At 71.9% G+C, this 21539-nt stretch carries 19 protein-coding genes; 10 read left to right on the forward strand and 9 right to left on the reverse strand.

Features of this window, described 5'->3' with window-relative positions; translation table 11 throughout:
- Nucleotides 1-183: 183 nt before the first annotated feature.
- From ACFW22_RS27415 to ACFW22_RS27430, 4 genes are all read right to left on the reverse strand, one after another.
- The gene (locus ACFW22_RS27415; RefSeq protein ID WP_386409423.1) at nt 184-741 is read right to left on the reverse strand and encodes a DUF664 domain-containing protein; all 558 of its coding nucleotides are present in this window, start codon (nt 739-741) and stop codon (nt 184-186) included.
- An 89-nt stretch (nt 742-830) separates the two neighbouring features.
- Nucleotides 831-1445: an RNA 2',3'-cyclic phosphodiesterase gene (thpR, locus tag ACFW22_RS27420; protein ID WP_386409425.1), complete on the reverse strand. Its 615-nt coding sequence runs from the start codon at nt 1443-1445 to the stop codon at nt 831-833.
- Between the two features lie 214 nt (nt 1446-1659).
- The gene (locus ACFW22_RS27425; protein WP_386409427.1) at nt 1660-2088 is read right to left on the reverse strand and encodes a DUF4328 domain-containing protein; all 429 of its coding nucleotides are present in this window, start codon (nt 2086-2088) and stop codon (nt 1660-1662) included.
- 344 nt (nt 2089-2432) lie between these two features.
- Entirely contained in the window at nt 2433-3137 is a 705-nt protein-coding gene (locus tag ACFW22_RS27430) for a TetR/AcrR family transcriptional regulator (protein ID WP_386409429.1), read from the reverse strand.
- 164 nt (nt 3138-3301) lie between these two features.
- Here ACFW22_RS27430 and ACFW22_RS27435 point away from each other — a divergent pair, with 164 nt between their 5' ends.
- The 6 genes from ACFW22_RS27435 to ACFW22_RS27460 all read left to right on the forward strand — a co-directional run bounded on the left by ACFW22_RS27435 (nt 3302) and on the right by ACFW22_RS27460 (nt 12126).
- The gene (locus ACFW22_RS27435; protein WP_386409431.1) at nt 3302-4813 is read left to right on the forward strand and encodes a flavin-containing monooxygenase; all 1512 of its coding nucleotides are present in this window, start codon (nt 3302-3304) and stop codon (nt 4811-4813) included.
- Nucleotides 4814-4866: 53 nt separating this feature from the next.
- Complete coding sequence (locus ACFW22_RS27440; protein ID WP_386409433.1) at nt 4867-5826, forward strand: diiron oxygenase; 960 nt, start codon at nt 4867-4869, stop codon at nt 5824-5826.
- A 36-nt stretch (nt 5827-5862) separates the two neighbouring features.
- The gene (locus tag ACFW22_RS27445; RefSeq protein WP_386409435.1) at nt 5863-7542 is read left to right on the forward strand and encodes an FAD-dependent oxidoreductase; all 1680 of its coding nucleotides are present in this window, start codon (nt 5863-5865) and stop codon (nt 7540-7542) included.
- A 234-nt stretch (nt 7543-7776) separates the two neighbouring features.
- On the forward strand, nt 7777-10134 hold the full coding sequence (locus ACFW22_RS27450) for a collagenase (RefSeq protein ID WP_386409437.1): 2358 nt from the start codon (nt 7777-7779) through the stop codon (nt 10132-10134).
- 91 nt (nt 10135-10225) lie between these two features.
- Complete coding sequence (locus tag ACFW22_RS27455; RefSeq protein WP_386409439.1) at nt 10226-11185, forward strand: proline racemase family protein; 960 nt, start codon at nt 10226-10228, stop codon at nt 11183-11185.
- A gap of 38 nt (nt 11186-11223) precedes the next feature.
- Nucleotides 11224-12126, forward strand: a complete 903-nt coding sequence (locus tag ACFW22_RS27460; RefSeq protein WP_386409461.1) for an ornithine cyclodeaminase family protein — start codon at nt 11224-11226, stop codon at nt 12124-12126.
- 61 nt (nt 12127-12187) lie between these two features.
- On the opposite strand, the gene ACFW22_RS27465 is transcribed toward ACFW22_RS27460, so the two are convergent.
- The 5 genes from ACFW22_RS27465 to ACFW22_RS27485 are packed head-to-tail and all read right to left on the reverse strand — an operon-like array spanning nt 12188 to nt 17860.
- Nucleotides 12188-13171, reverse strand: a complete 984-nt coding sequence (locus ACFW22_RS27465) for an ABC transporter ATP-binding protein (protein ID WP_386409441.1) — start codon at nt 13169-13171, stop codon at nt 12188-12190.
- Nucleotides 13168-14172 carry an ABC transporter ATP-binding protein gene (locus tag ACFW22_RS27470; RefSeq protein ID WP_386409443.1) on the reverse strand — a complete coding sequence of 335 codons (1005 nt, stop codon included), beginning with the start codon at nt 14170-14172 and terminating at the stop codon, nt 13168-13170. Before ACFW22_RS27470 ends, ACFW22_RS27465 begins: the two co-directional genes overlap by 4 nt.
- Nucleotides 14172-15158, reverse strand: coding sequence for an ABC transporter permease (locus ACFW22_RS27475; protein WP_386409445.1), 987 nt, complete (start codon nt 15156-15158; stop codon nt 14172-14174). The genes ACFW22_RS27470 and ACFW22_RS27475 overlap by 1 nt, the downstream gene beginning before the upstream one ends.
- Nucleotides 15155-16087 carry an ABC transporter permease gene (locus ACFW22_RS27480; protein ID WP_386409447.1) on the reverse strand — a complete coding sequence of 311 codons (933 nt, stop codon included), beginning with the start codon at nt 16085-16087 and terminating at the stop codon, nt 15155-15157. Before ACFW22_RS27480 ends, ACFW22_RS27475 begins: the two co-directional genes overlap by 4 nt.
- Nucleotides 16088-16117: 30 nt before the next feature.
- Complete coding sequence (locus ACFW22_RS27485) at nt 16118-17860, reverse strand: ABC transporter substrate-binding protein (RefSeq protein ID WP_386409449.1); 1743 nt, start codon at nt 17858-17860, stop codon at nt 16118-16120.
- 218 nt (nt 17861-18078) lie between these two features.
- Here ACFW22_RS27485 and ACFW22_RS27490 point away from each other — a divergent pair, with 218 nt between their 5' ends.
- From ACFW22_RS27490 to ACFW22_RS27505, 4 genes are all read left to right on the forward strand, one after another.
- A complete protein-coding gene (locus tag ACFW22_RS27490; RefSeq protein ID WP_386409451.1) occupies nt 18079-19236 on the forward strand; it encodes an NAD(P)/FAD-dependent oxidoreductase in 1158 nt (385 codons plus the stop codon).
- A 43-nt stretch (nt 19237-19279) separates the two neighbouring features.
- Nucleotides 19280-19594 (forward strand): (2Fe-2S)-binding protein, encoded by a 315-nt coding sequence (locus ACFW22_RS27495; protein WP_386409453.1) that lies wholly within the window; start codon nt 19280-19282, stop codon nt 19592-19594.
- Complete coding sequence (locus ACFW22_RS27500; RefSeq protein WP_386409455.1) at nt 19575-21047, forward strand: FAD-dependent oxidoreductase; 1473 nt, start codon at nt 19575-19577, stop codon at nt 21045-21047. The genes ACFW22_RS27495 and ACFW22_RS27500 overlap by 20 nt, the downstream gene beginning before the upstream one ends.
- A 307-nt stretch (nt 21048-21354) precedes the next feature.
- Nucleotides 21355-21539 (forward strand): dihydrodipicolinate synthase family protein (locus tag ACFW22_RS27505; protein ID WP_386409463.1); only part of this gene is annotated, 185 nt, incomplete at its 3' end.

Here is a 21539-nt window from a genome sequence, read left to right on the forward strand (position 1 = left end):
GAGCGCTTCCGATCCGTTGCTCGTGCGGAGCGCGTGCGAGGCCACGGACTGTCGGCCACATGCGATGCCAACGCCTCCTGGTGCGAACGCCCCTGGTGGGTGGAAGTCGAGGAGGTGCCGAGGCGTGCTTCTCAGCCGGCGGGTCGGGACGGCCCCCGGTCGGCGGCGGTACGGCAGGTCCCGCTACTGACCGACCCTTCCGTCGACGCATTCGCGCAGCAGATCGGCGTGTCCGCAGTGACGGGCGTACTCCTCGATCCTGTGCACCATCAGTTCCCGCACCGCGATCCCGTCCTCGGGGAGCCGCCCGCTCAGGTCCGGATGGCGGGCGAGGGCCGCGTCGGCAGCGGCCTGCTCGCGCTCCAGGTCGGCGTACGAGGCGTCGACCACGGCCCGGTCGGCCACCGCTCCGTGGAAGTCCGCGTCGTGCTCGCCGTACACCTTCGGCAGCGGTTCGCCGGTGATCCAGGTGATCCAGTCCCGTTCCACCTCGGCGAGGTGCCGGATCAGACCGAGCAGCGACATCGTCGACGGGGGGACGGACCGTCGTGCCAGCTGCTCCGGGGTCAGGCCCTCGCACTTCATCCGCAGGGTCATGCGGTATCCCGAGAGGAAGTCCAGCAGGGTCGCGAGCTCGCCCTCCGGGCGGTCGTCCCCGTTCTCGCGCGGGTCTTCGCCCGGGTCGGCCCACATGTCGGGGTACAGGGTCGCTCGGCTCCAGCGCGTGGGTCGATCATCCATGTGGTCATGATCGTGGAAGACGGCCCTGAACGGCCACGCAATTGTTCGCCCCGCCCCCTGGGGGCGTACTCGTGAGGGGCGTCGCACGGCTAATGCCGCGCGAAGGGCCAGGACTCGATGTCGCGGTAACGGATCGGTCCCGGACCGCGGCCGTAATTGCTGCCGACGAGGTGGAGGCGCTCGGCCGACCACCGGCGGCCGGTGAAGCCGGCGAGCCCGGCAGCCGCCGTGACCACGGAGTCCGGATCGTCACGGCGGGCCCTGGCGAGCGTCAGATGGGGGCGCAACGGCCTGTCCTCGAAGGGAATGCCGCAGTCCTTGACGGTGGCCCGGACCGTGCCGGCGAGCTCGTGCAGTCCGTCGAGGTCACCGGCGATCCCGCTCCACAGCACCCGGGCGTCGAAGTGCCCGCCACCCCGCAGTTCCAACTCCACCGGGCCCCGGGCCGCCGCGATCCGTGCCAGTGGCGGCTGGAGGAGCGGAACGGTCTCGACCGGAAGTTCGCCGAGAAACGCCAGGGTGATGTGCCAGTCCTCGATCCGGTTCCACCGCATGCGGGGATGCGCCTCGTACGCGGGGCCCAGTTCCTGCGCGAGTTCGTCCTTCGCGTCGTCGGGCGGGGCGAGCGCGATGAACAGGCGTACGGTCGCCGTCCGCGTCGCGTCCTCAGCGGCCCCCTCGCCGTGTCCGGGCGCCTCAGCCATGTTCCGTTCCCTACCCGTGTGCGTTCCGCGGTCGTCCGGGTCGAGCGTACGCGGTGTTCCGGGTGCCCCGGACCGTGCCCCGGGCAGCTCACTGCACCATGCCCGCAGTGCAGGGACACGGCGTCCTACGGGCGCGTGGCCGGGCCCTGACGGCCCTTCCGCGTGGCCCTTCACGGGGGTGCGCGTCGGGGGCGGGGCTCCGTAGGGGGCCGGCTCAGGTCATGTTCAGATAGGGGAGGGGACCTGCGGGCTGACCGGAGGTGATGCGGCGGATGACCGCGATCGCCAGGATCGAGCACAGGGCCCCGATGCCGCGGTCCACCGGGTTGTCGTACTCGGCGTGGTGGAGCACCAGGACGTGGACCGCGGCCGAAACGGGTCCGTCGCAGAGCCAGACGAACCACCAGGCGTTGATCAACCAGGTGTCGCGGGGCTCGCCGCCGGCGCGCCGGATGTCAAGGGCGATGCGACGCGGCACCCACCACATGGCCAGCGGAATGATCCACGCGCCGAGGGCGAAGCCCGGGGCGTACTTGTGGGTGCCGGGTGCGAGCACTTCGGCGTTGCAGCGACAGCGGTGGAACCAGAACAGGAACGAGATCCAGCCCGCGATCTGGAGGCCGCCGAGGACGGCCCCCCCCATCCTCGTGCCAGGGTGCGTCGGGACCGGTCAGGACGATGGCGGCGTCCACGAGGCCCAAGGTGGCGATCAGGCTCGTGGCGACCAGGGCGGGCCCGGAGGGGTCGCGGAAGAGGTAGCGGGGGCCGCGGGCGGCCGCGGGCCCCACGGGCAGGTTGTATCGGTTCACTGTGCCTTCCCCCGTACTGCCGCCGTGCTCGGGTGGAGCAGCGGTGATCACCAACCTCGGCATGGTAAGGGCCCATCGGCGTTGCGCCAAGGGGCCGGTGAGCACGGCGTGTGCCCCGGGCGTGCTGCGCCCACCGGTCGCCGAACGGGGGAAGCCTGCGCGAACGCGGCGCCCGCACTCACCGGGCCGGGAACGGCTCCGCGACGGCCGCCCCGGCCGGTTGGTCCGGGGCGAGTGAGATTCCGATGCGTGGGGTGGTGCTCGAGAGCACGCCCCACAGGGCGTCGCTCAGGAAACGGGTCAGTTCGTCGAGGGAGCTCCTCGACTCGGGGTGCGCCGCCCACTGGTTCACCACCCCGTCGACCAGGCCGACCATGCCGAAGGCCAGGTTGCGGGTGAAGCCCGCAGGGGTGCGTCCGTCGCCGAGCAGCTGTCGGCCGTAGGCGTCCAGGACCCCTGCCAGGTGGAGGGCGACGGCGGTGCGGGTCCCCGCTGCCGCGTGTGAGCCGGTGGCGAGGAACTGGTGGAGGTGCGGGTGCTGCGCCACCCAACCGACGTAGGTGGCAGCGGCGTGCTCGATCGCTTCCCTGACCGTGCCCTTCGGGTCGAGGGCGGGGGACAGCGAGGCCATCAGGTCGGCGGTGATGCGCGTGCGGATCTGTTCGTCGAGGTCCTCGCGGCTGCGGAAGATCCGGTAGACGACGGAGCGCGGCATCCCGGCTTCGGCGCCGATCGCGGCCACGCTGACGGTGGTGCCCTCGCGGCCGATGACGGAGAGGGCCGCAGTGAGCACCTGGTCGCGACGTTCGGCGCGGTGGCCGGTCCAGCGGGTGTCGCGGCCGTCAGGGCGCCGGTCTTCTGGTGCGTCTCTCTCCTCGGCCACGGCGTGGATCGTACCCGCGCAGCGGAGGAGGTGGGGTCACGGGGGTGGTGCAGGTCACGTTACCGTCGGTATCTTGGACGCGGTGATACAGGTAAATTCCGATCCCGGGATTGGCCCCTGGGGGACAATGCGCACCGCCACGACCGGCCGTAGAGGGGATGGACATGGAGAACCGGCACGTCGACGTGCTGATCATCGGAGCGGGGCTGTCCGGGATCAGCGCCGCCTGTCACCTGCGCGCCGGAAACCCCGGGACCACGTACGAGATCATCGAGCGGCGTTCCGGAATCGGCGGCACCTGGGACCTGTTCCGCTACCCCGGCATCCGCTCCGACTCGGACATGTACACCTTCGGCTACGGCTTCCGCGCCTGGCACGGCACCCAGGTCCTCGCCGACGGCACGGACATCCGCCGCTACATCCGGGAGACCGCGCAGGAGCACGGCGTCACCGACCACATCCGCTTCGGCCGCCGGGCCGTGCGGGCCGACTGGTCCGGTGACGAGGGCCGCTGGACCGTGGAGACCCTCGACGAAGCCACCGGCGAGACCCACGTCCTCACGGCCCGGTTCCTCGTCGGGGCCACCGGCTACTACGACTACGACGGCGGCCACCGACCGCACTTCCCCGGCGAGGAGCGCTTCCGGGGAACCCTGGTCCACCCGCAGCACTGGCCCCGGGACCTCGACCACACCGGCAAGCGCGTGGTGGTCATCGGCAGCGGTGCCACCGCCATCACCCTCGTTCCCGCGATGGCCCCCGAAGCCGCGCACGTGACCATGCTCCAGCGGTCTCCCACGTACGTCATGGCGCTCCCCGCGAACGACCCCCTCTCGGTGCTCCTGCGCAAGCTGCGCGTTCCGGCCGGGGTCGTCCACCGCCTCGGACGCGCCCGCAACATCGCGATGCAGCGCGGCCTGTACGCCCTGTGCCGCAAGGCCCCCCGCCTGATGCGCAGGGTGCTGCTCGGCGCGGTCCGGGCGCGGCTCGGCGGCGATGTCGACATGCGCCACTTCACCCCGTCGTACAAGCCCTGGGACCAGCGACTGTGCGTCGTGCCCGGCGGCGACCTCTTCACGACCCTCAGGAACGGGAAGGCCTCCGTGGTCACCGACCACATCGAGACGTTCACCGAGACCGGCGTCACGGTCGGGTCCGGCGAAGAGATCCCGGCCGACATCGTGGTCACCGCGACGGGCCTGCGCATGCAGCTCGCCGGCGGCATGGAACTCACCGTCGACGGAACCCCCGTCGTCACCCGCGACCGCCTCCTCTACAAGGGCGTCATGCTGGACGGCGTTCCCAACCTGGCGATGATCATCGGCTACACCAACGCCTCCTGGACGCTCAAGGCCGATCTCGCCGCCGCCTACATCAGCCGGCTCATCGACCACATGGACCGGCACGGCCTCACCGCCGTCACCCCCGTCGCGACCGAGGGCGACCGCTCCCAGACCTCCGTCATGGGCGAGTCCCTGACGTCCGGTTACATCGCGCGGGGCGACGCCGTCATGCCGCGCCAGGGCACCCGTGACCCGTGGCGCATCCGGAACAACTACTACCGCGACCGTCGCGCCCTGCGGCGCTCCCCGGTTGCGGACCCCGCTCTCCGCTTCGACCGCGCGGCCCCCCACGGGCGGTCCGCGCCCCCACAGGACCGGACCACGGCTGTCTGAAGCCGCTTCGGCCGTCCGCCCGGACGGCCGACCGCGAGAAACCGAGGACGAAGATGACCAGCGTGCAGGACTACCACGAGAGGCTCCGGACCCTGTCCGAGGCATCGGTGCGCATCCACTTCGACGCTTTCGCCGACATCGACTGGGACCACCCCGACTTCGCGATCGATCCTGCCGACCCCCGCTGGGTGCTCCCCGCCGCCGACCCGCTCGGCGGTCACCCCTGGTACCGGGAACAGGCGTTGGAGGTGCGCACCAGGATCGGGCTGTGGCGGTACGCCAACATCGTCAAGGTCGGCATGCAGTTCGAGAACGTCCTCATCCGCGGGGTGATGGACTACCTCTTCGCCCTCGGCAACCAGAACCCCGAGTTCCGCTACCTCACCCACGAGGTCACCGAGGAGTGCCACCACACCCAGATGTTCCAGGAGTTCGTGAACCGCGCGGGCGCCGACGTGCCCGGGGGCCGCCGTTCCTTCCGCGTCCTCAGCCGTTTCCTCCCGCTCGCGGGCTCGCTGGTTCCCGAATCGTTCTTCACCGGCGTCCTCGCCGGCGAGGAGCCCGTCGACCACCTCCAGAAGGCGATCCTGCGCGGTGGCGAGGACGTCCACCCGTTGATGCGCCGGATGATGCAGATCCACGTCGCCGAAGAGGCCCGTCACATCTCCTTCGCCCACGAGTTCCTGCGCGTCAAGGTTCCGGGCTACGGCAGGGTGCGCAGGGGGGCGTTGTCCGTGGCCTTCCCGGTCATCATGCGGGTGCTCGGGGACGTCATCATGGTCCCCGACCGGAAGACCGCCGAGACGATCGGGGTGCCCCACTGGGTCATCAAGGACATCTTCTGGAAGTCCCCCGACGGCCGGAAGATGCTGCGCGACCTCTTCTCCGACGTGCGGATGCTCGCCGAGGACATCGGCCTGATGAACAAGACCTCCCGGCAGGTGTGGAAGGTGCTGCGCATCGACGGCCGCCCGTCCCGTCACCGCGGCGAACCCGCCCCGTACGCCGCCTGACGAGCGCCGTCCCGCCGGTCTCGTGAACGGAGAACCATGACCTACGTCGTCACCCGCTCGTGCTGCGCCGACGCCTCCTGCGTGCTGGCCTGTCCGGTCAACTGCATCCATCCCGCCCCCGGCGAACCGGGCTTCGGGCAGACCGAGATGCTGTACGTCGATCCGCGCACCTGCGTCGACTGCGGCGCCTGCACGACGGCCTGTCCGGTGGACGCGCTCAAACCGCACACCCGACTCACCGAAGCGGAGCTTCCCTTCCTCGACCTCAACCGCGCCTACTACGAAGCCCACCCGCACGGGGACCGCACCCCGATGGCCCTCGTCCCCGCCCCACGCCGCCTCTCGGGATCCGAGTTGCGGGTGGCCGTCGTCGGTGCGGGGCCGGCCGGACTGTTCGCCGCCGATGAACTGCTCCGGCACCCCGGGGTGACCGTCACCGTTTACGACCGGCTGCCCACGCCCCACGGCTTGGCGCGGGCGGGGGTCGCGCCCGACCACCAGGACACCAAGCAGGTCGCCCGGCTCTTCCGGGCCGTCGAGGGCCAGCCCGGCTTCTCGTACCGACTCGACACGGAGGTCGGGCGGGACCTCCACCACGCCGACCTGGTCCGCACCCACCACGCCGTGCTCTACGCCGTGGGCGCCGCCACGGACCGCCCGCTCGGCATCGAGGGTGAAGGGCTGCCCGGCAGCGCCTCCGCCACCGACTTCGTGGCCTGGTACAACGGTCACCCCGACCACAGCGGCGCCCGCTACGCGCTGGACGGTGAGCGGGCGGTCGTCATCGGCAACGGCAACGTGGCGCTGGACGTGGCGCGGGTGCTGACCGCCGACCCCGAATCCCTGGCCCGTACCGACGTCTCCGACCCGGCGTTGGCCGCGCTGCGCACGAGCCGCATCCGCGAGGTCGTCCTCCTCGGGCGCCGCGGACCGGCCGAGGCCGCGTTCACCCTCCCGGAACTGCTCGCGCTCGCCTCCCTCGACGATGTGGACGTCCTGGTCGAGGAGTGGCCGGCGGACGTTCCGGCGGACGCCACCCCCAAGACCGAGGTGCTCGCCCGACTCGCCGCCCGAACCCCGGTGCCGGGGCGGCGCCGCATCGTCCTGCGCTTCCGGACGCGTCCGGTTCGGATCGTCGGCGGCGACCGGGTGACGGGAGTGGTCGTGGAGCGGAGCACGCCCCCGTACGGCGGATCGGCGCGGGAGACGTCCGACCCCGACGGCGGCACCCCCCGGACCGCGGAGAGCCCGGGGGCGACCGAGACGATCGAGGCCTCGCTCGTCCTGCGGGCGATCGGCTACCGGGCACGCCCCGTGCCGGGACTCCCGTTCGACGGGGCCACCGGCACCGTGCCCCACCAGCGGGGGCGGGTGAAGCCGGGCGTGTACGTGGCGGGCTGGATCAAGCGCGGTGCCTCGGGATTCATCGGCACCAACAAGTCCTGTGCCCAGGAGACCGTGTCCGCGCTCCTCGACGACTTCGAAGCCGGACTGCTCGCGGCCCCCGTCGGCGGGGGCGCGACGGACGACGCTCCCACGCGCGGGGTCGACCTCGAGGGTTGGCGGGCGATCGACGCCGCCGAGCGCGCCGAGGGCGATCTCCAAGGGCGACCCCGCGTCAAGCTCGTCGACAGGGAAGCCCTGATGGCCGCAGCGGGAGGCCGATCCCGGGGCGAGGGCGTTGCCCCTTCCCCACGGGGCACACCGCAGGCGTGAGGGAACGCGGGGCCCGGGCCAACCGCCCGGGCCCCGCGTCGTGCGGGCAAGGGGAGGCGCTGCGGTGCCTGCCGATGGGTCACGGGAACTGAGGGCGCCCGGGGGCTTGTCAGTGCAATTTCACATTACTATGTTACACCGCGCACGGCTTGATGAACGCCCGTCATACGCCGTGCGAACCCGACCAGTTCGCCCACCCATCCCCACACCCACCCCCCATCAGCAGGAGTTCCGTTGTCCCTCACCAGACGTGTGCGCTCGTCCCTGCTCTCCTCCGCCATCGCCGTCACCCTCGTGTCCTCCGCCGGGCAGGCGGGTGCTTCCCCAGCGGGTGCGGACGCCCGGACCGCGCCGGTCACGACCCCCGCCGCAGTGCCCGGTGCGCCGGCCCCGCAGGCGAAGCCGGGCGCCCACCCCTTCGACGAGGTCGAACACCGCGCCTCCGCCCCGCGCGCCACCTTCGGATCCGCTCCCGCGCCGGGCGGGCTCGCCACGGGCCGCGTCCCCGGCCGGGCCCCGGCCCGCACCACCGCCCGCACCCTCGCGGTCACCGTCACCACCACCGGTGTCCCCTGCACGCTCGACGGCATCACCGGCCTCGCCCCCGAGCGGTTCGCCGACTTCCTCGCAGATCCGGCCGTCACCGCCGACGGCTGTCTGTCCGGCCTGATCTGGACCTGGGACGCCCGGCTCGCGCCGGTCATGTCCGACGCCCACGTACAGGCCGTCGCCCGCCGCATATCGAGCCTGGCCGCCTCGCACGACGGGCGGAACTCCTCCCACCTGGAGGAGATGTTCACCTATCTGCACGCCGTTGCGTACCACGACTTCTCACGCGACGAGATCGACACCACCGACGCCCCCACGGTGGACGCGGTCCGCCGGGCCGTCGCCGACTTCGGTGCCGCCGCCCGCACCTTCGACGTCACGAAGAGCAACGCGAACACCCTGCGCGAAGCGCTCTACGCGGCGAGCGCCCCCGGACTGCGCCAGCACCAACTCGGCTTGATCAAGAAGGTCCTGGCCACCATGGACCCGTCCCACACCACCACCCACCTCGACCCGGCCTGGGCGGGCGCCGCGCTCGCCGGGCTCTCGGTCAACTACCTCGGCATCTACCCCGGCAACCAGGACGCCGCCTTCCACACGGCGGTCGCCGCCGACCCGGCGTACCGCGCGACCTTCAAGGCCTTCGCCGGGTACGGCCACCTGAAGGGCGCCGCCAACAGCTGGGTCGCCCGCGACGCCATCGGCGAATACGGCCGCTTCGGCCAGGTCGACGGCCTCCGGGACGGCGTCGTCGCGGACCTCGGCGGCATGCTCGACACCACCGTCGCCTCCTTCGGGCAGGGCAGCGAGCAGTGGGCGAAGGTCGTCTCGTGGCTCAACTACTACGAGGCCTGCGAGCCGTACGGCGTGTGCAAGGAGGACATCGAGAAGCAGCTCTTCCCGTACACCTACACCTACGACAACGGGGCCATCAAGGTCCGCACCGCACTCGACCGGGCCACCGTCGACCAGCTCTACTACGCGAGCAAGCAGGTCAAGGCGCAGTACCACCGCGTCCTCGGCACCGACCAGCCGCTCGCCGGGGACGACAACACCACCCTGAACATCGTGCTCTACGCCTCCCGCGCGGACTACGAGAACTACCACCCCGTCCTCACCGGCATGGGAACCAACAACGGCGGCATCTACATCGAGCGCGGCGCCACCTTCTACACCTACCAGCGGCGCGTCCCGCAGGACTCCTCCCTCACCCTCGAAGAGCTCTTCCGCCACGAGTACACCCACTACCTGAACGGCCGCTTCGCCGTCCCCGGCTTCTTCGGCGAGGGCCCCTGGTACCAGGGCGACCGCACCACCGCCATGGACGAGGGCACCGCCGAGTTCTTCGACGGGGCCACCCGCGACGACGGCATCGCCGTCCGGAAGTCCCTCGTCAAGAGCATCATCAACGACACCGCCGGCGGCGGCCCCCGCATGAACGTCCGCCAGATCCTCAACGCCACCTACGACGGCGACGGGTTCCGCTTCTACAGCTACGCCGGCACCTTCTTCGAGTTCCTGTGGACCGAGAGGCCCTCCCTGCTCCGCGAGATGTACACCCACCTGCGGGCCGACGACGTGGCCGGGTACGACGCGTGGCGCGACCGGCTCGGCTCCGACACCGACGTCCAGCGCGCCTACGACCGCTTCCTCGACGCACAGATCGCCAAGGTCGACCAGCTGTACGTGCCCGACACCACCTACACCCCCAACGGACAGCTCCGGGACGCGGCGCTCGCGTCCGTGAAGTCCTCCTTCGCCACCGCCACCTACAACACCCCCGACTGCGTGGAGAACGGCGACGCCGGCAAGCGCCGCTTCATCTGCACCGGCCGGATCACCGCCAACCTGTCCGACTGGGCCAGTGAGGACCAGAACTTCAAGGACATGTCCGAGACCGTCGACTACTTCATCCTCGACCGGGCCGGCGCCGCCTCGAACAACCTCGCCGACATGAACTGCAGCTTCGGACCCATCGACATCTGGTCCACCAAGGTCGCGGGCACGTCGAGCTACCGCTGCGAGGGCCCCCTCCGCAGCTGACCGTCCCGTTCCGCCGGGCCGGTCCCTCCACGGGGGAGGGACCGGCCCGGCACCCGCATGCCCGTCACTCTCCGCCCGGAGGCCGTACGTCGTGAGCACCACCCCGCACCCCGTCCGCACCACCGACTACCACACCGCAGGCGAGCCCTTCAGGATCGTCGACGAGGGCCTGCCCGCGGTCCCCGGCGACACCGTGGCGGAGCGCCGCGCCCTCGCGCCCCGTCTCGGCCCCCTCGATCAACTGCGCCGCCTCCTGGTGCAGGAGCCGCGCGGCCACTCCGGCATGTACGGCGGCTTCGTCGTGCCGCCCGACGACGACGGCGCCCACTTCGGCGTCCTGTTCTGGCACAAGGACGGCTACTCCACCGCCTGCGGCCACGGCACGATGGCGCTCGGCGCCTGGGCCGTCGACACCGGACGCGTGGCGGCGCCCGACGACGGTGACGTCCCCGTGCGCATCGACGTCCCCTCGGGGCGGGTCACCGCCACCGTCCACCGGGCCTCCGGGCGCACCACCGGGGTCACCTTCCGCAACGTTCCGACCCGCGTCCTCGCCCGCAAGGTCCCCACGACCACGTCCCTCGGCACCACCGAGGTCGACCTCGCCGACTCCGGCGCCTGCTACGCCTCCCTCCCCGCCCGCGCCCTGGGCCTCGACACCACCCGGACCTCCCTGCCGGCCCTCGTCCGGGTCGGACGGGAGGTCCGTGCGGCCTTCCCGGAACACGACGTCTACGGCGTCATCCTGTACGAGGAGCTCCCCGACACCGCCGCCGGCCCGCGCCAGCGCAACGTCACCGTCTTCGCCGACGGACAGATCGACCGCTCGCCCTGCGGTTCCGGCACCTCCGCCCGGCTCGCCCTGCTCGGCGAGGACGGGCGCCTCGGCCCCGGAGACACCCTCACCCACGAGTCGGTCGCCGACACCGGGTTCACCGGTCGGCTGTTGGCCGGAGGCGTCACCGAGGTCACCGGCGCCACCCACCGCACCGGCACCCACAGCTTCGTCCTGGATCCGCACGACGACCTCGGAACGGGATTCCTCCTGTGACCGGCCCGACCGATCTGCTCCGGATCGACGCCCCGACCATGAGCCGCCTGCTGTCCCCGGCGGCGGCCGTCGACGTCCTCGCCGACGCCCTGCGCGCCGGGTTCGACCCCGAGGCCGCCCCGTCCCGCAGCGCCGTACCCGTCCCGGCCGGTGAACTCCTCCTCATGCCGGCGGCCTTCGGCGCCCACGCCGGAGTGAAGATCGCCGGGGTGGCCCCCGGCAACCCGGCCGTCGGCCTGCCCCGCATCACCGGCTCGTACCTGCTCCTCGACGGCACCACCCTCCAGCCCCTCGCCCTCCTCGACGGCGCCGCCCTGACCGAACTGCGCACCCCGGCGGTCTCCGCGCTCGCCGTGCGCCACCTGACACCGGACGGACGGCCGCTGCGCCTGGTGCTCTTCGGTACCGGACCCCAGGCGTACGGCCACCTGGAGGCCGTCCGGGCCGTGCGCGAGGTCGCCGAAACCGTCGTCGTCGGCCGCAATCCGGTCGCCGCGCGCGCCCTCGCCGGCTATGCGCGGAGCCTCGACGTGCCCTCCCGCACCGGTACGCCCGACGAGGTCGCCGCGGCCGACCTGGTCGTGTGCTGCACCACGGCCCGCACCCCCCTCTTCGACGGCACCCTGATCGCTTCCGGTGCCGCCGTCGTCGCGGTCGGCTCGCACGAGGCATCGGCCCGCGAGACCGACACCGCCTTGGTCACCCGCGCCGAGGTGTACGTGGAGGCCCGGTCCGCCGCCCTCCGCGAGGCCGGTGACCTGCTCGTCCCGATGGCCGAGGGCGCGATCGGAGCGGACCACGTCACGGGGACCCTCGCCGATCTGGTGCACGGCCGCCGCACCCCGTCGACCGTCAGGCCGCGCTTCTTCAAGAGCGTCGGCATGGCCTGGGAGGACCTCGCCGTCGCCACGGCCCTGTACGCGGCGGTCCGCTCCGGCTGAGCACGGGCCGATGCCCCGGTCCCGCGCGGTGAGTTCCGGGGACCGGGGCATCGACGTGTGGTCAGGAGCCCTCGGGGAAGTGGCAGGCCGCCTCGCGGGCCTCCCCGGCGGCGACGACCCGCAGCAGCGGGGCCTCGGTGCGGCAGATCTCCCGGGCCTTGGGGCACCGCGGGTGGAAGGTGCACCCGGGGGGCGGGGCGGCAGGGCTCGGGGGGTCGCCCAGCAGCGTGATCCTCTCCCGGGCCCGCTCGGCCGCCGGGTCGGGCAACGGCACGGCGGAGAGCAGCGCCCGCGTGTAGGGGTGCGCCGGTGCCGTGTACACCCGCTCCTTGACGCCGATCTCCACGATCCGGCCGAGGTACATCACGGCGACCCGGTCGCAGACCCGCTTCACCACCGAGAGGTCGTGCGCGATGAAGAGGTAGGCGAGCCCGAGCTCCCGCTGCAACCCCTCCATCAGGTTCACGATCTGGGCCTGGACGGAGACGTCGAGTGCGGAGACGGGCTCGTCCGCGACGACCAGGCGGGGACCGGTGGCCAGCGAGCGGGCGATGCCGATGCGTTGGGCCTGACCGCCCGAGAACTCGTGCGGGTAGCGGTCGATGTGCTCCGGGATCAGTCCGACCAGCTCCATCAGCTCCGAGGCCCGCCGCCGGGCCTCGGCGACCGATGCCCCTTGGACGAGCAGGGGGTCGGAGATGATCCTGGCCACGGTCTGGCGGGGGTTGAGGGAGGAGTGGGGGTCCTGGAAGACCATCTGCAGATCGCGGCGGAGCGGCTTCAGCTCCCGCTGGGACAGGTGGCTGATGTCACGCCCGTCGTACGAGACGGAGCCGGCCGTGGGTTCCAGGAGTCGAACGATCATCCGTCCGGTCGTGGACTTGCCACAGCCGGACTCGCCCACCAGGCCCAGGGTCTCGCCCGCGGCCACGTCGAAGGACACGCCGTCGACGGCCCGCACGGGAGACGAGCGGGACCGGCGCCCCGGGAAGGTCATGGTGAGGTCGCGCACGCTCAGCAGCGGCGGCGTGGTGGTCGTGGTCATGAGGGAACGCCTTCGTACGCGGGGAAGTGGCAGGCGACCGGATGCCCGTCCGGGCCGCCGAGCAGCGGGCGCTCGTCCGTGCACCGGGTCCGTTCCTCCGGGGCACCGGCTGCGGCCCGGGTGCAGCGGGGGGCGAACGCACAGCCCGGTGCGGGGTCGAGGAGCGACGGCGGGCTGCCGGGAATCGCCCGCAGCGGTGCGTCGTCGTGGTCGTCGAGCCGGGGCAGCGAGTCGAGCAGCCCCCGGGTGTAGGGGTGCGCGGGCGTCGCGAAGAGCGAGTCCACGGGGGCGTGTTCGGCGGCCCGGCCGCCGTACATCACCAGGACGTCGTGGGCCACCCGGGCCACCACCCCCAGATCGTGGGTGATCATCACGACCGCGAGCCCCCGCTCCTCCTGGAGGCGGGCGAGAAGCTCCAGGATCTGGGCCTGGACGGTGACGTCCAGCGCGGTCGTCGGCTCGTCGGCGATCAGCAGGTCCGGCTCGCAGGCGAGCGCCATCGCGATCATCACGCGTTGGCGCATCCCGCCGGAGAACTGGTGCGGATACTCACCGGCGCGGCGCCGCGGCTCCGGGATGCCGACCTCGCCGAGCGCCTCCACGGCCCGTGCGCGGGCGGCCGCGCGACGGGAACCGAAGTGGACCCGGTGGTGCTCGGCGATCTGCTCCCCGACGGTGTAGTACGGATGGAGGCTCGACAGCGGGTCCTGGAAGATCATGGCCATCCGCCGGCCGCGCAGCCTGTTGAGCTCCGGCTCGGGCAGGTCGAGCAGTTCGCGCCCGTCCAGGGTGACGGAACCGGTGACCTCGGCGCCGGTGTGCAGGCCCATCACGGCGAGGGAGGTCACCGACTTCCCGGAGCCGGACTCGCCGACGATCCCGAGGGTGCGCCCCTGGTGCACGTCGAAGGAGAGCGAGTCGACCGCCCGGACGGGGCCGTGCTTGGTGGGGAAGGTGACCGTCAGGTCCCGTACCGACAAGAGGGGGGAGGGTGCGGCCATCAGTACCTCACTCGCGGGTCGACGACGGCGTACAACAGGTCGACGACCAGGTTGGCGACGACGATGAAGGTGGCGGCGAGCAGGGTGACCCCGAGGATGACGGGCTGGTCGCCGGTGGACAGGGCGCCGTAGAAGAGGCGTCCGATGCCCGGGAGCCCGAAGATGGACTCCGTGATGACGGCGCCGGCGAGCAGACCGCCGAGGTCCATGCCGAAGATGGTCAGGATCGGCGTCATGCCCGCACGGAGTCCGTGCTTGACGACCACCGTGCGGCGCGGCAGCCCCTTGGCCCGCGCGGTCCGGATGTACGGCTCCGCCATGGACTCGATCATCGAACTGCGGCTCTGGCGCGCGTACATGGCCGCGTAGAGGACGGCGAGCGCCAACCAGGGGAGCAGCAGGTTGGTGGCCCAGGAGACGGGATCGTCGCCGAAGGGCACGTACTGCGGGTAGGGCAGGAGCCCGGTGACCCGGATCAACCCGTAGATCAGCAGCACCGAGGTGAAGTAGACGGGCAGCGAGGCGGCGGCCACCGCGCCGACCATCAGGGCCCGGTCGGTGAGCGTGTCCTTGTGCAGTGCGGCCGTGACGCCCGCGGAGAGCCCGAGCAGCAGCCAGATCGCGGCGGCCCCGACGGCGAGGGAGGCGGAGACCGGGAGCCGGTCGACGAGCAGGTCCCACACGCCCTCGCTGTTCTCGTACGAGTAACCCAGGCACGGGAAGTCGCAGTGCAGGGCGTACTGGCCGCTGCCCATCGTGCGGCCGGTGAAGATGCCGGTGACGAAGTCGGTGAACTGCCGCCACAGCGGCGCGTCCAGGCCCATGTGGGCGCGGATCGCCTCCAGGCGTTCGGTGCTGCAGGCCTTGCCGCAGGCCGCGGCGGCGGGGTCGGAGGGAAGGACGTAGAAGATGGTGAAGGTGACGGCGGCGACGGCGAGGAGGACGCCGAGCACGCCGAGGAGCCGACGTCCGAGGTAGAGGATCACCTGCTGCTCCCCCGCGGGTCGAGGACGTCCCGCAGCGCGTCCCCGAGGAGGGTGAACGCGAGCACGGTGAGGAAGAGGCAGAGGCTCGGGACGGCGAAGTACATGGGGTCCGTGTCGTAGTAGGAGACGCTCTCGGCGATCATCTGGCCCCAGGACGGGGTGGGCGGGCGGACGCCGACGCCCAGGTAGCTCAGGGCGGCTTCGGTCGCGATCATCCCCGGGATGATCAGCGTCGTGTAGGCGATGACCGGCCCGGCGACCCCCGGGAGGACGTCACGGGCGAGGATCCGCCAGGGACCCGAACCGCCGACCCGGGCGGCGTCGACGTACTCGCGGTGCTTGAGGGACAGGGTCTGACCGCGGACGACCCGGGCGATGCCGGGCCAGCCGAAGAGGCCGATGACGGCGGTCATGAGCACGATGCGGTTGACGTCCCGGGCCACCGACATCATCGCGATCATGAAGATGAGGGAGGGGAAGGACATGGTGAGGTCCATCAGCCGGGAGAGCACGGTGTCGGTGCGACCGCCGAAGTAGCCGGCGGCGATGCCGGCCGCCGTGCCGACGGCGACCACGATCGCCGTCGCCGCGAAGGCGATGAGGAGGGAGACCTGGGCGCCGTGCACGACTCGGGCGAACAGGTCGCGGCCGGTGACGGGTTCGACGCCGAGCCAGTGCTCCGCCGAGACGCCGCCGAGCGCTCCGATGGGTTGGCCGCCCAGATAGGGGTCGACGGCACTCTTGTCGAACTCCTCGGGTCCCCAGCCGCCCAGCGCGCTGATCAGCGGGGCGGCGACGGTCATCAACACGAAGAGGGCGACCACGGCGAGCGAGAGCTTCACGGATGTGCGGCGGCGCAGCTCGGTCCGGACGAGCTGCCAGGGACCGCTCCCCGCCCGGGCGGGAGGGGAGGTCGAGGTGGTGGTCATGGGGTGTGGGCTTCCTTCGGTCCGTCGGCCTCAGCCCTGGCTCTTGGTCGGGTCCTTGAGGCCGATCGTGGCGTAGTCGACCTGACCGCCGAAGGAGGTGTGGCCGAAGGCGCCGGCGACGTTGGTGCCGAGCAGCAGGGGCTGGCGCTCGATCACGACGGGCATGGTCGGGGCCTTCGCGAGGATCTCCCCGTCCAGTTCCTGCCAGGCCTTGTTCGCCTGGGAGCCGTCGGTCATCGCGGCGATGGCGTCCATCCGCTGCATGGTCTCCTCGTCGCGGAAGAGCGAGTGGTTGCCGGAGTTGCCCTTCTCCTTGATGTAGCGGCCGTCGAAGACGAAGGGGAGGAAGGTCGAGCCGGAGGGGAAGTCGGGGCACCAGCCGCTGTAGACGAGGTCCGTGCGGTTCTTGGTGTCGCCGATGGTGTCGTAGAAGGCGGAGGGGTCGACGGTCTCGATGGTGACCTTGATCCCGGCCCGTCCCAGGGACTGCTGGATGGCCTCGCCGACCGACTTGTCGCCGTTGGAGACGGTGATGCTGGTCGAGAAGCCGTCGGCCCTGCCCGCTTCCTCCAGGAGCTGCTTGGCCTTCTCCACGTCACCGGTGAGCGGGATCCCGAGGGTGTCGGGCTGCTTGCCGCCGAAGAGGGAGCCCGGCATGAGCGCGGTCGCCGGGTCGTTGAGCGCGGGGCCGCCGGAGGCGGTGAGGACGGCTTCGCGGTCCAGGGCGTACTGCACGGCCTTGCGGACCCGGACGTCGTCGAAGGGGGCGCGCCCGGTGTGCATCTGCACCATTTCGGTGCAGCTGGTGGACTCGGCGAGGAGCCGCGCCTTCACCTCGGGCTTGGTGAGGACCTTGGGGGTCGATTCGGGGCGGAGCTTGGTCCAGGCGACGGAGGAGGCGTCGGTGCCGCTGGACGAGATGAGCCGGTCGTCGATCTGATTGGCCTTGAGGCCCATGACGACGACGATCCGGTCGGGGTACGCCTTGCGCACGGCGTCGCTCTTCGGGTCCCAGTGGGTGTTGCGGACGAGGACGAGCTTCTTGTCGCGGGCGTACGATTCGATCTTGTACGGACCGGAGGAGAAGGGCCGGTTGTCGTACTGGGGGCCCTTGTCCTGGGACTTGGGGACGGGCGCGAAGGTGGGGAGCACGGTCGCGTAGGGGAACTCGGCGAACGGCTTGCGGAGTTCGAAGACGATCGTGCGGTCGTCGGGCGTCTTCACGGAGTCGAGGTGCTTGCCCTTCGCCGGCCCCTGGTACCCCTCGGCGCCGACGAGGTAGCGGGCCGCGTAGTCGGGGCCGCCGGGCAGGTCGGGGGAGAAGGACCGCTCCACGTTGTACTTGACGTCCTGGGCGGTGACGGGAGATCCGTCCTCGTACTTCAGGCCCGGCTTGAGGCGGAAGGTCCAGGTCTTGGCCCCGTTGGAGGAGGTGCCGAGGTCCTCGGCGAGGTCGGGCATCAGCTCCCCGCCCTGTGCGCCCGGCTCCGCCTTGTAGGTGAGCAGGGTGCGGTAGAGCAGTCGGGTGCCGAAGTCCATGTCGCCCATCACCCAGTTGCGGGCCGGATCGAGGTGGCTGAAGTCCTGGTTGGACAGGACGGTCAGGGTGCCGCCCTTCTGGGGGGTGCCGCCGACGACCGTGCCGTTGGTGGAGGTGGCCGGGTTCTTCTGCTCGGGGTTCCCGGCGGTCTTCTGCCCGTCGGAACAGCCCGTCGCGCCGAGGGCGAGGGCCGTCACCAGGGCGATGGCCAGGGTGTGGGTGCGCTTGTTCATGGGTGGTCACTCCGGGGTGCAGCAGTCGGACAGCCGGCGTCGGCTGGAATGTGACCGGTAACATAGTAATGTGAAATTGCACTGACAAGGCGTGGGGGGCTCCGTTACTCATCCGTGTCCGGAGGGTGGTGGGACCTCCGAGGTTGCGCTGTGATGCTCCTCGAAGGAGGGGTGTGAGAGGTCTTGGCAACGTGAGTGCAATGTGAAATATTACTGACGTGCCCACGAGAAACACCACCGATGTCATCGTCGTCGGCGCCGGCGTGGTCGGCGCGGCCTGCGCCCATTACGCCGCCCGAACCGGACTCTCCGTCACCGTCGTCGACCGGGGTTCCGTCGCCGGCGGCACGACGGGAGCGGGTGAGGGAAACCTCCTGGTCTCCGACAAGGAGCCGGGGCCCGAGCTCGAACTCGCCCAGGTCGCCACCGCCTTGTGGCGCGAACTCGCCGAACGGCTCCCGCCGCAGATCGAGTACGAGGGCAAGGGCGGCCTCGTGGTCGCCTCGGACGAGCCCGGAATGCGGGCGCTGCGGGACTTCGCGGCGCGCCAGGAGAAGGCGGGCGTCACCACCCGGGAAGTCCCGGCGGACCGGCTCCACGATCTGGAGCCCCACCTCGCCCCCGGTCTGGCAGGCGGCATCCACTACCCGCAGGACGCCCAGGTGATGCCCGCCCACGCCGCCGCCCGTCTGCTGCGCGCAGAACGCGATCGGATCCGGCTGAGGTTGGGCGAGGAGGTCACCGGCCTGCTCACCGACTCGTCCGGACGGGTGCGCGGCGTGCGGACCCCGGCCGGTGAGATCCACGCTCCGTACGTGGTCAACGCCGCCGGTACCTGGGGCGGTGCGATCGCCGAACTCGCGGGCGTACGGCTCCCCGTCATGCCCCGCAGGGGTTTCGTCCTCGTGACCGAGCCGCTGCCGCGCGTCGTGCGGCACAAGGTGTACGCCGCGGACTACGTGTCGGACGTCGCCAGTGGCTCCGCCGCTCTCCAGACCTCGGCGGTCGTCGAGGGCACTCCGGCGGGTCCGGTCCTGATCGGCGCGAGCCGGGAGCGGGTCGGCTTCGACCGCACGCTCTCCACCGAGGTCCTGCGCCGCCTCGCCCTCGGGGCCACCGCCCTGTTCCCGGCCCTCGGCGCCGTGCGGGTCATCCGCACCTACCTCGGCTTCCGCCCGTACCTGCCGGACCACCTGCCCGCGATCGGACCCGATCCGCGCGCCCCCGGCCTGCTGCACGCCTGCGGTCACGAGGGGGCGGGCGTCGGACTCGCCCCGGTGACCGGACGGATCGTCGCGGCGTGCTTGACCGGCGCCCAACCACCCCTCGACATCCATCCGTTCCGGCCGGAGCGGTTCACCGAGCGGGCGGTCTGAACCCGCTCCGCACGCCATCGTCACCGTCCCGAGAGGAGGGCCCGTGGCCCGCACCCCCGCCGAGCTCGTCGGCGCGCAGCCCGATCCGCCGTTCGACATCACCTTCGACGGTCGCCGCGTTACCGCCCTGCCGGGGCAGACCGTCGCCGCCGCCCTCTGGGGCGCCGGCATCCTCGCCTGGCGCACCACCCGGGACGGCGGCCGGCCGCGCGGCGCGTTCTGCGGCATCGGGCAGTGCTACGACTGCCTCGCCACCGTCAACGGCGAACCCAACCGGCGCGCCTGCCTGGTCCCGGCCAGCCCCGGCGACACGATCACCACACAGGAGGGGAACGGCCGTGACCGTCTTGCCGTCTGAACCCGGTGCGCAGCGCCAGGAGTACGATCTCGCGGTCGTGGGTGCCGGACCCGCCGGACTCGCCGGGGCCGTCACCGCCTCCGAACTCGGCCTCTCCGTCGCCCTCCTGGACACGTCCACCCAGACCGGCGGACAGTTCTACCGCCACCCCGCACCCGCACTGGGAGCGGTGCGCCCGGAGGCGCTGCACCACGACTGGTCCGCCTACTCCGACCTCCGTCGGCGTCTCCACGGAAGCGACGCCGCCCATCTGGCCGGCCATCACGTGTGGTCCACGGTCCGTGAACAGGACGGCAGTTGGACGGTGCACGCGGTCACCGGGGCCGACGGGAACGGCGAGCGGCCCGTTCGGATCCGGGCACGTGCACTGCTCCTCGCCACCGGCGCGTACGAGCGCCAACTTCCCTTCCCGGGTTGGACCCTGCCGGGAGTCGTGGGTGCCGGAGGGGCGCAGGCCATGCTCAAGTCCGGACTCGTCCTCCCGGGTCACCGGGTCGTCGTGGCGGGCAGCGGTCCGCTGCTGCTCGCCGTCGCCTCCTCGCTCGCCGCGGCGGGGGCGCGGGTGCCGGCCGTGGTCGAGGCCGCCGGCTATCTGCGCTACGCCCGCAGCCCCCGGGTGCTGCTGAGCAACCCGGGCAAGGCGGCCGAGGCCCTGCTGCACGGCGCCGCGCTGCTCCGCCACCGGGTGGGAGTCCGGCTGCGCAGTGCCGTCACCGAAGTGCACGGCACCGATCGGGTGGAGGGCGTCACCGTCACCCGCCTGGACGCCGACTGGCGTCCCGTGCCCGGAACCGGGCGCCGGATCGCGTGCGACGCCCTGGCCGTCGGCCACGGTCTCGTGCCCCAGATCGAGCTGGCCACGACCGTCGGTTGCGCCACCCGGCCGCTGCCCGACGGAACGCGGGGCCTCGTACTGGACGCCCTTCAGGAGTCCTCGGTGTCCGGACTGTGGGCGGCCGGTGAGGCGGGAGGGGTGGGAGGTGCGGAACTCGCGCGCACAGAAGGCGAGTTGGCGGGACGGGCCATTGCCGTGCGGCTCCTCGGCCGCCGCCCGGTCGGGGGGCGGATCGCGGAACTCCGCCGCCGTCGGGACCGGATGCGCACCTTTGCCGACCTGATGGCCGCGGCACACGCCCCCGGCCCCGGTTGGACCGGCTGGCTCACCGACGGCACGGACGTGTGCCGTTGCGAGGAAGTCTCCGCAGGACGCGTCCGGGAAGCGGTCACCGAACTCGGCGCGGGGGACGCGCGGACCGTCAAGCTCCTCACCCGGGCCGGCATGGGCTGGTGCCAGGGGCGGATGTGCGGCACGGCGGTCGCCTGCCTCGCGGCGCGCGACGGCGCCGAACCGCCCCTGGAACGCCGCCCGCTCGCCGCGCCGGTCCGACTCTCCACGCTTGCCGCACTCGACGGGGCGACCGATCGGGAGGACGCCTCTCCCGAAGCCTCCTAGGCGTGTGGTGAAGGAGCCTTCCGGCCTGCGGTGTCCGACGTCTGACATCCGGCGCCTGCGCCGAGCCGCCCGAGCGCGTACGGCCCGCGGGCGATCCGCCGCACCGCGCTCGTGCACCGGACGCCGCAGGCCCCGGCCCTCCGGACGGGCGGGGAGCCCCCTTCGAAGTGCACCGGGCCGACGGGGCGCCCGCGCGGCCCTCCCTTCTTCTTTCCTCTTCTTTCCCCTTCTGTAAAATGTCACACACTATAGAAAGGTCGTTGACGTGACCACCACCTGGAACACCGACCGTCCCTGGCGCGGCATCATGGTCGCCACCACCCTCCCCTTCCGCGAAGACCTCTCCGTCGACCACGACGCCTACGCGGAGCACGTCGCCTGGCTGATCGCCAACGGTTGCGACGGCGTCGTCCCGAACGGTTCCCTCGGCGAGTACCAGACCCTCACCGACGCCGAGCGCGCCCAGGTCGTGCGCACCGCCGTCGAGGCGGC

It is taken from the genome of Streptomyces sp. NPDC058872 (assembly GCF_042743065.1).
GTDB lineage: Bacteria > Actinomycetota > Actinomycetes > Streptomycetales > Streptomycetaceae > Streptomyces.